Below are 13958 nucleotides of genomic sequence, written 5' to 3'. Positions count from 1 at the left end.
AATGGAAACGAAAAAATGGGGATTATGGATTTTAACAGCTTTTGTAATCGGAAATATGGTTGGCGGTGGCGTATTTATGCTCCCAGCAAATTTAGCACACGTATCAGGTCCAATGGGTTCTACACTCGCATGGAGTATTACAGGCCTTGGCGTATTTATGATTGCACTCGTATTTGGAAATTTAGCAATCCGAAAACCAGAATTAAAAGCTGGACCACAAAGTTATGCTCAAGCGATGTTCCCTTCAAAAAAAGCGGGTAAAGTTGCAGGATATAGTATGGCATGGGGCTATTGGGCTGCGAACTGGGCTGCAACCGCATCTGTTATTATTTCCTTTGCTGGATATTTATCAACATTCTTTCCAGTGTTACAAAGTAAGCAAATTCTTTTTTCAACGAACGGATTTTCACTAGAACTCGGAAAAGGACTAACTTTCCTCGTATGTAGCCTTATGTTATGGGGAATTCAATATATTCTTTCTCAAAATATTGACCGAGCTGGAAATATGAATCTTCTTGCTACCATTGCAAAAATTATTGGATTTACAATGTTTATTGTAATCACATTATTCATTTTCAATGCCTCTAATTTCGGAGACGGTCAAACATTTATGAATGAAGCAGGACAATCAATTTCGTTAGGTGGACAAATCAATTCAGCTGCTATCGCAACACTTTGGGCATTTATCGGTATTGAATCTGCTGTAATGCTTTCTAACCGCGCAAAATCTCAGCGCGATGTAAAAAAAGCTACCATTTTCGGGTTGATTATCGCTCTTCTTATTTACATGTCAATTACTTTACTTACAATGGGAGCTCTCTCGCAAGATGCTTTAAAAGAATCTCAAAAACCATTAGTAGACGCATTAAATTTAGCAATTGGCAATAAAGGCGCCTATATAATGGCTTTACTTGCACTTGTATCTTTATTTGGATCTACAGTTGGCTGGATCGTTGTTAGTTCAGAAGTACCTTACCAAGCAGCAAAGAATGGACTTTTCCCTAAGTTTTTTGCGAAAACAAATAAAAAAGGTAGTCCTTCAAAATCATTATTTATTACAAATGTGATGACGCAAATTTTCTTATTCTCAACGATTTCTGGTACCGTGTCAGAAGCGTATAATTTCGCTATCGTTGTAGCAACATTAGCTTATTTAATTCCATACCTTGTTTCTACGCTGTACCAATTCAAATTGGTTATTACAGGAGAAACGTATGATATAATGCCTGGCTCTCGAATAAAGGATGGGATCATTACTACATTAGCATTTGTATACTCTATTTGGGTTATCAAAACCGGAACTGCTGATTTAAAAACGTTCTTCTTAGGAATTGGATTGTTCGTATTAGGTCTTATTCTTTATCCAGTACTAATGAAAAACTCACAAAAAACGAATTAAAAAAAGAGAAGCTACCAGCTTCTCTTTTTTATTAAAAATCTGTAATTAACTTTTCTTTTAACTCTCCTACAGATAAAGGTTTCGCATAATAAAATCCTTGGACGAAATCACAGCCCATAGATTGTAATAAACTTTCTTGCTCTACTGTTTCTACCCCTTCAGCAACTACTGCTAAATTTAAGCTATGGGCAATTTCAATAACAGATTTTACAATCGTTCGCTCTGGCTGTGCATGATCATAATGAAATTCACGAATAAAATTACGATCAATTTTTACTATATCCAGTGGTAATTGTTTTAAATAATATAAGGAAGAATAGCCCGTTCCGAAGTCATCTAAAGCAATTAAAATACCCATATTTCTTAATTCTTGTAATGTAGCAATAATATAATCAAAATGGCGAACAGCGATACTTTCCGTTACTTCCAAAATTAAACGATTCGGTGGAAAGCCAGTTCTCCTTAAAATGCTACGTACAGATAAAATAAAACGCTTTTGCATTAATTGTTGTATGGATAAATTAACAGATAACTTTAGTCCTTCTTCGTAATCTGGCAATGTTTTAAACAAGCGACATGACTTTTCTAATACCCAGTCTCCTAATTTTATAATAAGTCCAGATTCTTCAGCTACTGGAATAAATTCGCCTGGCGAAATAGACCCTTCTTCTGTCGAACAACGTGCTAAAGCCTCAATACCGGTATATTTCTTCGTTTTCAAATCAATAATAGGCTGCAGTACCACATCTAATTCTTCATCACGAATTGCCTTTTGCAAAGCGAATTCAATTTTCATTCTACGATTTATTTTCGCACGTAACTCATCTGTAAAGAAACACGCGGCATTTCTGCCTTGTTCTTTCGCACTATACATGGCTAAATCCGAATTTTTCAATAGAGTTTCTACATCTTGTCCGTCTTGCGGATATGAACACAGTCCTAGACTAGCTGAAATGTATACTTCATGACCTTCAAGCATAAATGGTGCCTGAAAACACGACAACACAGATGTCGCTAACTGCCTCATTTCATCTTGTTTATGATTTTTTGTTAACAGCACAAATTCGTCGCCACCCAGCCTAGCCAGAACGTCTTTCTCTCCTAGCACATAATGCAACCGTGAAGCAACTTCGCTTAAAAGTAAATCCCCTATCATATGACCTAGCGTATCGTTTACTAATTTAAAACGATCCAAATCAAAGTAAATCATACCAAATTCTTTTTTTCCTGCAATCATCTCGTTTACAGTCGTTATTAGCTGCAATCGGTTCGGTAAACTCGTTAAAGCATCATGATACGCAAGCTCCCTATAACGACTTTCACTTAACCGCAACCTCTGTTCTGCTTCTTTCCTACTACTAATATCATTTCGGATCGCGATAAATTGATACGGCTCTCCTTTTTCATTTAAAAACGGAACAATTGTTGTTTTAACCCAATAATACGTCCCATCTTTTGCTTGATTTCGAATCTCACCTCTCCATACTTTTCCGTTCAAAATACGCTTCCATAGAATTTGAAAAAATGTTTTCGGGTGATATCCTGAATTTAAAATACGATGATCTTTTCCTATTAACTCTTCTCGTGTATATTTGGAGATTTCACAAAACTTATCATTTACATATGTAATAAGACCATTTCGGTCTGTAATCGCAACAATTGAAGACTCATCTAATGCTAACTTTAAATCTCGCAATGAAGAGTCATATAATGCATGACCTCTTTGTTCTAGCATGCGCATCTCTCCTTGCTTCCTATCTGACTAAAACACAACTTGTTTCTCTTCATAGAAATAGAGATATTTCATTTCTTAATAATAGCTATTTGCATTCATCACATTTTGAAATATGCCGATTAAAATAACATAATATTATTTGTAATAAAAAGCAATATAATACCATTTCAATTATAAATAGTAGTTTCTTATCGCTATAATTAGCTTACTTTATTATAATTCATTCTCTTACATTCCTTTATAGCTAGCTCTATACAATGCTTATTCCCTATTAATCCCGCTCATATCTAACCTCTTTACTTTACTAGCGAAATAGAATTTCGAGCACACTATACAACTATTCACGGATAATAATATAAAAGTTAAAATTAGTATATATGTTTTTGAATTACAATAACAAAATATTAACATATTTTCACCTTTATTTTGGAAATATTTTATAAATAATTTATTAAACTAAAAAAAGAGGAAAGCCTCTTTTTTAGTTTAATACGGATATGGTATTTGCTGATACCCCGGATATGGAGTTGGATATGGTGCTGGGTATGGCGCTGGGTATGGCGCTGGATAAGTTACTGGGTACGGTGCTGGATAGTAGCCTCCACTTGCTGCACCCGTTAATGCGCCAGCTGTAAGTCCACCTAACACGCCTCCAGCAAAACTTCCTGGGAAAAATCCGCCGCCCCATGAGCCGCCACCCCAGCCCCATCCGCCTCCGTGATGGTGGTGATGATCATAGTGATTGTGCCCTCCATGATGGTGATGTCCGCCGTTATGGTTGTGCCCTCCATGAGGATGATGATTACGATAATACAATCCGTTATTTTCTATATAATTCATGTTTCCCCTCTCCTTTTCCATTTTCTCATCTTAATAGGTATTGTATGGATAGTACGGACCTTGTTAGTAACCTATATAATTAAGAAGAATCCGCGTAATAAAGATAACTATATCCTGGTCTTCATCATGCACCTGCTACAAATCCATGATATGGTTATCCCCTTTCCTATATAAAGGGCAAGGGTTTTGTCCCTCCTACACTGTTTATTAACCAGCAAATAGCTGGATAATAACGTCACAGTATAATGTATGTAGGACAAATGCGGAAAGCATGGGGAAAATGTCTATATTTTGTAAAAAAAACAAAACACTTTATAATAAGAATGTCGGATTATACCTTTTTATATAAGAAGTCTATACTTAAGAAAGATTAGAGGAATTTTATAGAAATGAAGAAGCCTATCGTTCAATTACTATCAATATTTGTAATTATATCTATCGTTCTTTTCCTATTAAATACATCATTTATTTCGTTATATACATTTGTCGGCGCTCTCTGGTCCATCACAATCATAGGAATTTCATTCGTTATTTTCATCGAAAATAGGTCTCCTCAAAGCACCTTAGCGTGGTTTTTAGTATTAGCACTTCTTCCCGTTATAGGGGTGCTTTTATACTCTATTTTCGGTCGTAGCCGTTGGAGAAGGAAAAAACATCTCCATCGTTCAGAAGAACAAAGAAAATTATTCCGTGAAATATTAGAAGGAAGACGACTAGAATTAGCACTCACAGTCCCCTTACATGAACGTTCTGTACATTTAACAGAAGTCGTACAAAAATTTGGAGGCGGGCCTGCCGCAGATAGAACGACGACAAAACTTTTAACAAATGGAGATCAAACATTCTCAGAAATTTTGCAAGCTATCGAGCAAGCAAAACATCACATACATATTCAATACTATATTTATAAATCTGATAAGATTGGTACGAAAGTTCGAGATGCTTTAATAAAAAAAGCAAAATCTGGTGTTATTGTACGCTTTCTTTATGATGGACTCGGAAGTAATACGTTAAGAAGACGCTTTTTAAAACCTATGAAAGAAGCTGGTATTGAAATTGTAGAATTTGACCCTATTTTTTCAGCTTGGTTACTTGAAACTGTCAATTATCGTAACCATCGAAAAATCGTTATTGTAGATGGAGAAATCGGTTTTACTGGTGGACTCAACGTCGGTGATGAATATCTTGGCCGTTCAAAAAAATTTCCCGTTTGGCGTGATAGTCATTTAAAAATAGAAGGAAAAGCGTTATATAAATTACAAGCAATTTTTCTAGAAGATTGGCTCTATGCCTCTAGTGGATTGAATACTTATTCTTGGGATCAATTTATGAATAGACAATACTTCCCAGGTAAAGAAATTTCAAGTGCAGAAGGTGCTGTGCAAATTGTAGCCAGCGGGCCTAGCTCAGATGATAAAAGCATTCGCAATACATTATTAGCTGTTATGGGATCTGCAAAAAAATCGATTTGGATCGCTACACCTTACTTTATTCCAGATCAAGAAACTTTAACATTATTACGTTTAAGTGCAATATCTGGCATAGATGTACGCATTTTATATCCTGGTAAAAGTGATAGTATTATTAGTGATCAAGCATCTCAGTCCTACTTCACTCCGCTTTTAAAAGCTGGTGCTTCCATTTATAGTTATAAAGATGGTTTTATGCATGCAAAAATTGTACTCGTTGATGATAAGATCGCGACAATTGGAACGGCAAATATGGACGTACGCAGCTTTGAGTTAAATTATGAACTTATTAGCGTACTATATGAATCAGAAACCGTTCATGATATTAAACATGATTTTGAAGACGACTTTAAGCATTCCACTGAAATTAAATGGAACGCATTCCAAAAAAGAAGTATCAAAAAACGAATATTAGAGTCTTTCATGCGACTCATTTCTCCTTTACTGTAAGCAATCAATGTAATATTGATTGCTTTTTCTTTTCCATTTCTCCTCTCTCCTTTTCTTTGCATACCATATTAAAACAAGTTATCATAAGATGTATTACTTTATGAAAATAATGTTAGGTGGGAAATACATGTTAGAACAATTTCATATACATGCTGATTTAAAACAACAGCTCTCAACCATTCACGAAAAAAATAAACAAGAAGCTGGTGAAAATGCACATTTAATTGGAAAGAAAATATATAAAGCATCTGATAACAGCATTATTGAAGATGCTATTACAGCGCTTCTTCTTGGCAAAAACATTCTATTAAAAGGGCCGACTGGTAGTGGTAAAACAGTACTAGCTGAAACTCTTTCTTCTTTATTCCAAAAACCAATGCATAGCATTAACTGTTCTGTTGACCTAGATGTAGAAGGTATTTTAGGATACAACACACTACAAACGAAAGATGGCGCATCTGAAGTTACATTCGTTAACGGCCCACTTATGAAAGCAATGAAGAACGGTCATTTCCTATATATTGATGAAATCAATATGGCAAAACCTGAAACGTTACCACTTCTTCACGGTGCATTAGATTACCGCAAAATGATTACAAATCCATTTACACAAGAGGTTGTATATGGCGATGACGAGTATCGTGTAATTGCAGCAATTAATGAAGGTTACGTTGGAACAAGTGAACTAAACGAAGCATTAAAAAACCGTTTCGTTATTATTGAAGTTCCATACATTCAAGGTGACACATTAAAAGAACTATTACTATCTGAATCAAAATTAAATGATGTTGCAACAATTGAAAAGTTCGTTGCATTTGCAAGCGACCTTATGCCATTAGCTCGTGATGGACGTGTAAGTGAAGAAGCAGCAAGTATTCGTGGCATTATCGACGCATGTGATTTAGGTGTATATATTCCTGTTATGCGTGCAATTGAACGTAGTATTATCGCAAAATTAAACGATGAAACAGAACAAATGACTGTCCGTGAATTAGCAGAAAGTTATTTCTTTGAGGGATAATTCATGAGACAAATTTTTAGTGACAAAAAAATTGATGCGTCGCTGTTTCTACAAATGGAAAACTTAATGTATGCTCTTCTAAAAGAAGACGATGCCTACCTTGAGTATGGCTATAAAGCATACTACGACGAAATTGAAAAAAAGGTTGTCATTAGTCACTTTTGGGATGATCGAAAAGAAGAGGATACAGTAATCGGATTAAAAAGCGAAGTGTTTTTAAAAGCACTTGGTAATAAACATTACTCGGACATGACTTTAATTCGTTCTTATGCGATTGAATTACAAGAATCACCCTTAAAAAAGTTTTTAACACAATTATTTGTTCTATTAGAAGATTTACGTGTTGAGGAAATCGTAAAAAACTTACGCCCTGGCACAAAGCATGTTTTTAAAAGAAGAAAAGAAATGTATCGCAATTACTTTGGTTCACAAAATGAAATCAATCGTGTTCGTAACTATCACGGTGATCGTCTATTTTGTCTCTGCTATCTTTCAATAACGAGCGATAAATATGAAATGTTTAATAATGAATATTTCGAGCAAATTGAAGCAATTTTGCATGAAACATTCCAAGCTCGTAATACAGAAGACATTATGTATATCGTTGAAAAAATTCGCTATCGTTTAGAAGGACTTCTTGAAAGTGATATGCTTAATAATTATTTCGGACATGCTCCGCTTTATTTATCTGTCATTGCAGACGAAAAGAACTGTCGCGTCGAAGATTTAGCAAATGATGATACGCAGCTCATAGATGACGATGAAAATAAGAACAAAATGGATGAAAGTTTCTCCACATGGCATCGTGAAAATAAAAATAACGAAAACGAGAACTTTTTACGCTTTGAATTAGAAAGCGGAACAAAAACAAACATGATGGGCGATACTGCTCGTGAATCAGAAGATGGCGACCAAGCACTTGGTTCTGTACAAGGTACTTCTCAAAAGAGTACACAATCCAACTTTGATGGCGCTGATACAGAAGAAGCAAGAGCTTCACACGCTTCTAGCCAAAACGAGGGTGCATACGGTAAGTATAACGTTGGTGCTTCTCATACATTTAAAGAAGCTCGCAAATCAAATCCTGATGAAAAAAAGGATTACCAAGCTATCAAATCAGTCGTTAATAAAGATGTAAAAGAATTAAAGAAAATTATCGAAAAAACGATTGAAAATAAAACGAATGCAAATAGTGATAAATATTACGGAAGACTTCGTAAGAAATTCCTTCGTATTTATACTGAAAAGCAGCCGCGCATGTTTTATAAAAAAGGACAAGAATCACAAGAACTTGACGTTGCATTCCAATTACTAGTGGACTGCTCTGGTTCTATGTATAACAAGATGGAAGAAACGAAAAAGAGTGTGGTCCTATTCCATGAAGCGTTGAAATCTTTAAAAATCCCGCACGCTATTAGCGGATTTTGGGAAGATGCTTCTAGTGCTAAGCCTGAAGATAAGCCGAACGTTATCCATGAAGTTGTAACGTATAAAAACTCAACGTTACCAAACGTCGGTCCAGAAATTATGCAGCTTCGCGAAGAAGAAGATAACCGCGACGGATATATTATTCGTATCGTTTCTGAAAAACTTGCAAAAAGACCAGAAAAACATAAATTCTTACTTGTCTTTACAGACGGTGAGCCTTCTGCGCTAGACTATCAACAAGACGGTATTTTAGATACGCATGAAGCTGTCAAACTTGCTCGTAAAAGTGGTATGGAAGTAATCGGAATCTTCATCGAAGAAGGCGAAGCGAAAGAAGCCACTTATCAATTAATGAAGAACATTTATAACCATCACTTCTTAGTTGCAAATCATGCTGAAGATTTACGTCTGAAGATTAAACCACTATTGAAAAAGTTACTACTGAAGACGATTGAATAGAAAAACAGGAGCGTTTTCGCTCCTGTTTTTTCTTTCAATCACTTTGTTTCTGATTGAAACTTATATGGAATGGCTACTTCTAATAATGCCTCGAATCCGCCATCGTAGAATGGGAATCGTTCATTTGCGATCGTTCGATTCACCCACTCTATTGCAGAAATTTCTTCTTCATCTCCCGCAATCAGTTCACCTTTTACTACATTTGCTCGGAATGTAAAAAGTATCGCATGATTCCCTGATTCTTCAAAGAATTTTTCATTGATCGCAACAAGTCCACTTGCCAGAACCGTTAAACCTGTCTCTTCTTTTACTTCCCTTACTAGAGCTTCCTCTAACGTTTCACCCTTTTCAACAGCCCCGCCTGGCAATGACCAAACGTTTTGTTCTACATTATGTACCATTAATATTTTATCTGTTTCTTCATCATGTATTAGTGCGTATACGACGTCAACTCTTTGCATGTTCCTTTTCTCCTTCAATTAACTCATCCATTGTAAATAAAGAATGTAGCTGTAAGCCATCTTTTAATAAGTTTACTTTTCCCTCTTTCGTTCGTTCAATCACGCCTAGAACATGATGGACTTTCGCACCTAATTCTCTTAAATCTTTCGTGCTTAATAATATTTGACCGCCTGTCGTAATAACATCTTCAACCACACAAACATTCTTCCCAGTAATATCAACACCCTCTGCCAACTTACATGTACCGTACTTTTTCGCTTCTTTTCTTACAAATACAACAGGTAGACCTGTTTGTAAAGATAATGCTGTCGCTACTGGAATTCCTCCCATCTCTAAACCTGCAAGTACTTCTGTCCCAGGAGGAATGAACTCTTTCAATTGTTTAGCAATTTCTAATAACAGTACTGGATTAGATTCAAATAAGTACTTATCAAAGTATTGATTTGATACTTGTCCTGATCGAAGCTTAAATGTTCCCGTTAAACGCGACGTATTGTAAATTCCCTTTGCTAACTCCCATTTCTCTATTCTCTGTCTCCCCTTTACACACAAATTAACTCATTCTATCATATTTGTATTTTTTTGCATATTCCTAAAATACGAATAAAAAAGGTCGATTCCTAAGAATCGACCCTTTCTATTAATTCATCACTAACTCAGCTGTGAGCTTTTTTTTTAACTTAGCCAACATGTCCGTTGTCATTTTGTCTAAATCGTATTCTGCTTTAAAGCCCCACTCTTTCATTGCTGCTGTTGCATCAATAGAGTTTGGCCAGCTATCAGCGATTGTTTGACGAGCAGGATCTACAGCGTAATCCATTGTAAACGTCGGAATGTGTTTACGAATTGATGCTGCGATTTGCTCTGGCTCAAAGCTCATTGCTGTAATATTGAACGCGTTTCTATGCACAAGTTTACTTGGATCAGCTTCCATTAATGAAATGATCGCTTGTAAAGCATCTGGCATATACATCATATCCATGTATGTTCCTTCTGCAATGTATGAGGTGTATGCGCCTTTTTTAATCGCCTCATAATAAATTTCAACTGCATAGTCAGTTGTTCCGCCTCCTGGAGGAGCTACGTAAGAAATTAAACCTGGGAAACGTACACCGCGCGTATCAACGCCAAACTTTTGATGATAATAATCACATAGTAATTCTCCTGCTACTTTGTTTACCCCATACATCGTAGTAGGACGCTGAATTGTATCTTGTGGCGTATTATCTTTCGGCGTTGATGGACCGAATGCACCGATAGAACTTGGCGTGAAAAACTTACAGTTTAATTCACGAGCTGCTTCTAATGCATTTACAAGTCCGCCCATATTTAAATTCCAAGCAAATAACGGATTTTTTTCTGCTGTTGCTGAAAGTAAAGCTGCTAAATGAATAATTGTATCTACTTCATTACGCTTTGCGATATCATGTAGTTTTTGTCCATCTGTTACATCTAACGTTTCAAATGGACCAGACGTTACTACTTCACTATCTGTTTCACGAATATCTGTTGCAATAACATTTGATGCGCCGTATACATCACGAAGTTTCATTACTAGTTCAGAACCAATCTGCCCTAAAGAACCGGTTACTAGAATTTTTTTCATTTTCCCCACTCCTCATTTGCAAGCTATTCAAAAGATGTCGTTACTTAAATGATGCCCATTTCTTTCCCTACTTTTTCATACTTACGAATTGCTTCATCTAACATTTCTTTCGTATGAGCTGCTGTAGGCATATTACGAACGCGTCCTGTTCCTTTAGCTACAGTTGGGAACACGATAGATTTTGCATATACGCCTTCTTCATTTAGACGTCTACTAAATTCTTGTGTTAGTACTTCATCCCCAATAATACAAGGGGTAATTGGCGTTTCACTTTCTCCAATGTTAAAGCCAAGTTCTTTTAACCCTTGTTTTAAATAGCGGCCATTTTCCCATAAACGATCATGTAACTCTGTGCTTTCCATTAAAATTTCAATTGATCGCATACATGCAGCTGCATCAGCTGGTGTTAATGCTGTAGAGAATAAGAATGGACGTGAACGAACTTTTAACCAGTCAATTAAGTTTTGTTTCCCTGCTACATATCCACCAATTACCCCAATTGCTTTTGATAATGTACCAATTTGGAAATCAACTTTATCAGATAGACCGAAATGCTTTACAGTTCCTGCACCTTTTCCAAGTACACCTGAACCGTGTGCATCATCTACATATGTCATTAAATCTAATTCTTCTGCAATCTCAACAATCTCTGGTAATTTTGCAACATCTCCATCCATTGAGAAGACACCGTCTGTAATTACCATTAATTTATTGTAAAGACCTGATTCTTTCGCCGCGATTGCTTTTTGGCGTAAATCTTCCATATCAGAATGTTTGTAAACAATAATTTTTGCCTTTGATAGACGACTACCATCAATGATAGAAGCATGGTTTAATTCGTCTGAAAGAATCGCATCATTTTTATCCATAACGGCTGAAATCGCTGCCATATTACAGTTAAATCCTGATTGGTAAGCAATTGCTGCTTCTGTATGTTTAAACTTTGCAATTGTCTCTTCTAATTTAATATGCAAATCTAAAGTACCGTTAATTGTACGAACAGCTCCTGCTCCAACACCGTACTTATGAATTGCACCAATTGCTGCTTCTTGCAAACGGCTATCTGTTGCTAACCCAAGATAGTTGTTTGAAGATAAGTTAATATATTCTTTTCCGCCAATTGTAATGATCGGTCCATTTGAACTCTCAAGCGGATCAATTACGTTATAAAGCCCCTTTGCTTTTAAATCCTCTAAATTTTCTTCTAAAAATTTCGCAAGTGTTTTACTAGACATTGTGAAGCCTCCCATCGTTCATGTAAGCGGATTATTGTCTTAATAGTTCTAATAATCCCTCTACTAGCTTAACACGTTTTCAGAATTTATTATAGAAAAATAGTTTAAAGTAACCGCTTACAATTCTAGATTATATATGATTCATTACAAGAAATCTATCATTTACTTTTCATATTTGGTAGAATAAAAAAAATATTTAAGGGGGCTTCAATCATGGTATTTACTGAATCTGATGTATATAATAACAAAGCATTTTTGGAACAATATATGAAACGAAGATACCAAGAAAATAGCCCAAATGAATCACTTGAAAAACCAGCTTTCTTTCAACTCATTGGTGATGTAAAAGGAAAACAAATTCTCGATTTAGGATGCGGTGACGCCAAGTTTGGCGAAGAATTATTAGACAATGGCTGCCACTCTTACACTGGTATCGAAGGCTCCGAGCTTATGTACGAAAAAGCTACAAAACAACTAGAAAATAAAAATGGAACCGTCCATTGTTTAAACCTCAAAGACTACACATACCCTCCTTCTACTTTTGATTTAGTAACGTCTAGACTCGCTTTACATTATATTGAACATCTTGATATCATTTTTCAAAATGTGTTTCAAACTTTAAAAACAAATGGAACCTTTACCTTTAGCGTTCAACATCCCGTTATTACCTCTTCATTTGAAAGCTTACAAATGAGTGGTAAAAGAACTAGCTGGCTCGTCGATGATTATTTTAAACTAGGCAAACGGGTTGAACCATGGATTGACCAGGATGTTATTAAATATCATCGCACAACAGAAGAGTATTTCACATTGTTACAACAAGCCGGATTTACAATTACATCCTTAAAAGAAGCTACACCCAATCAAACTTATTTTCAGAGCGAAGAAGAATATGAACGACGTTTACGAATTCCCCTCTTCCTCTTATTCTCTTGCGAAAAATAAAAAAGACGATGAATGGTCTTATCCCTGTCAAGTAGACAGTATTAAAAAGACTAAGCAGCCATCGAGATTCGATATTCTACCGGAGCTCGATGGTTGAGTCGTTTTTGGAAACGTTTATAGTTATAAAAGTAAATATATTCTTCAATTGCTTGTATTAAATCCGCTTCTGTTTTAAAATGATTCAAATACAACATCTCCGATTTAAAATGGGAGAAAAATGACTCGATACAGGCATTATCATGGCAGTTTCCTTTGCGAGAGTGGCTGCCAATGATACCTAAATCGAAAAGTCGTTTGTTGTAGGCATGAGATGTGTACTGGAACCCTTGATCTGAATGGAGAATGGTTCCACGCACATCTCTTTTTTGTGCCAACATTTCAATTGTATCTAATACAAGTTCATTATCATTACGCTTGGATATTTTCCAAGAAACAACTTCGTTATTATAAATATCTTGTACAACGGAAAGATAGCGGAAGCCCTCTTGAAATCGTAGGTAGGTAATGTCTGTAACAAGCGCTTCATTTTGTTGGCGATCTTTGAATTCACGGTTTAAAACATTTGGAAAAGTATTAGAATAATTCCCTTTAAAGAAGCGACGCTTCTTCCGAATAATAGACTGAATGTTAAGCTCACTCATTAATCGATATACCTTTTTGTGATTTATAAAATAACCCTCTTCTTCTAAAGCAATTTTCATACGTGGATAACCATATTCTTTGTGCTTTAGGTGAATAGATTGAATTACCTTTTTTAATCGTTTATCGGATTCTAGTCGTATGTTGTTCATACTTTTTGTATGAACCCACTTATAGTAACTTGAGCGATGTACACCCGCAAAATTAGTAAGCCATATAACGGGATATTTTCTTTTTAGTAATTCAATGATATGATATCGTTCTTTATAT

At 35.6% G+C, this 13958-nt stretch carries 12 protein-coding genes; 5 read left to right on the top strand and 7 right to left on the bottom strand.

The features are described from left to right. Position 1 precedes the first annotated feature (1 nt). A complete protein-coding gene (locus JDS82_RS21625) occupies positions 2–1399 on the top strand; it encodes an amino acid permease (protein ID WP_000448430.1) in 1398 nt (465 codons plus the stop codon). A 31-nt stretch (positions 1400–1430) separates the two neighbouring features. On the opposite strand, the gene JDS82_RS21620 is transcribed toward JDS82_RS21625, so the two are convergent. Next, on the bottom strand, positions 1431–3134 hold the full coding sequence (locus tag JDS82_RS21620; RefSeq protein WP_199713925.1) for a putative bifunctional diguanylate cyclase/phosphodiesterase: 1704 nt from the start codon (positions 3132–3134) through the stop codon (positions 1431–1433). Between the two features lie 486 nt (positions 3135–3620). Further along, entirely contained in the window at positions 3621–3995 is a 375-nt protein-coding gene (locus JDS82_RS21615) for a cobalt transporter (RefSeq protein WP_141555367.1), read from the bottom strand. A gap of 368 nt (positions 3996–4363) precedes the next feature. Between JDS82_RS21615 and JDS82_RS21610 the strand changes: the two genes are divergently transcribed. The 3 genes from JDS82_RS21610 to JDS82_RS21600 all read left to right on the top strand — a co-directional run bounded on the left by JDS82_RS21610 (position 4364) and on the right by JDS82_RS21600 (position 8801). Next, positions 4364–5893, top strand: a complete 1530-nt coding sequence (locus tag JDS82_RS21610) for a cardiolipin synthase (RefSeq protein WP_199713924.1) — start codon at positions 4364–4366, stop codon at positions 5891–5893. Between the two features lie 127 nt (positions 5894–6020). After that, positions 6021–6914 carry an ATP-binding protein gene (locus JDS82_RS21605; RefSeq protein ID WP_000892965.1) on the top strand — a complete coding sequence of 298 codons (894 nt, stop codon included), beginning with the start codon at positions 6021–6023 and terminating at the stop codon, positions 6912–6914. 3 nt (positions 6915–6917) lie between these two features. Beyond that, positions 6918–8801, top strand: coding sequence for a vWA domain-containing protein (locus JDS82_RS21600; RefSeq protein ID WP_064057367.1), 1884 nt, complete (start codon positions 6918–6920; stop codon positions 8799–8801). Between the two features lie 38 nt (positions 8802–8839). Here the strand turns inward: JDS82_RS21600 and JDS82_RS21595 are convergent, their stop codons facing one another. The 4 genes from JDS82_RS21595 to JDS82_RS21580 all read right to left on the bottom strand — a co-directional run bounded on the left by JDS82_RS21595 (position 8840) and on the right by JDS82_RS21580 (position 12104). Further along, positions 8840–9262 carry an NUDIX hydrolase gene (locus JDS82_RS21595; RefSeq protein ID WP_001189955.1) on the bottom strand — a complete coding sequence of 141 codons (423 nt, stop codon included), beginning with the start codon at positions 9260–9262 and terminating at the stop codon, positions 8840–8842. After that, on the bottom strand, positions 9249–9791 hold the full coding sequence (gene pyrE, locus JDS82_RS21590) for an orotate phosphoribosyltransferase (RefSeq protein ID WP_199713956.1): 543 nt from the start codon (positions 9789–9791) through the stop codon (positions 9249–9251). The genes JDS82_RS21595 and pyrE overlap by 14 nt, the downstream gene beginning before the upstream one ends. Positions 9792–9903: 112 nt before the next feature. Further along, positions 9904–10869, bottom strand: coding sequence for an L-threonine 3-dehydrogenase (locus JDS82_RS21585; RefSeq protein ID WP_000723125.1), 966 nt, complete (start codon positions 10867–10869; stop codon positions 9904–9906). Between the two features lie 44 nt (positions 10870–10913). Then, positions 10914–12104, bottom strand: coding sequence for a glycine C-acetyltransferase (locus JDS82_RS21580; protein ID WP_199713923.1), 1191 nt, complete (start codon positions 12102–12104; stop codon positions 10914–10916). 213 nt (positions 12105–12317) lie between these two features. Between JDS82_RS21580 and JDS82_RS21575 the strand changes: the two genes are divergently transcribed. Next, positions 12318–13049, top strand: a complete 732-nt coding sequence (locus tag JDS82_RS21575; RefSeq protein WP_199713922.1) for a class I SAM-dependent methyltransferase — start codon at positions 12318–12320, stop codon at positions 13047–13049. A gap of 50 nt (positions 13050–13099) precedes the next feature. Here the strand turns inward: JDS82_RS21575 and JDS82_RS21570 are convergent. After that, the coding region (locus JDS82_RS21570) for an IS3 family transposase (RefSeq protein WP_199713921.1) at positions 13100–13958 on the bottom strand (859 nt) is incomplete at its 5' end.

The organism is Bacillus cereus group sp. N14 (genome assembly GCF_016483555.1).
Classification (GTDB): Bacteria; Bacillota; Bacilli; order Bacillales; family Bacillaceae_G; genus Bacillus_A; species Bacillus_A wiedmannii.
This window is presented reverse-complemented; position numbering and strand designations above follow the sequence as displayed.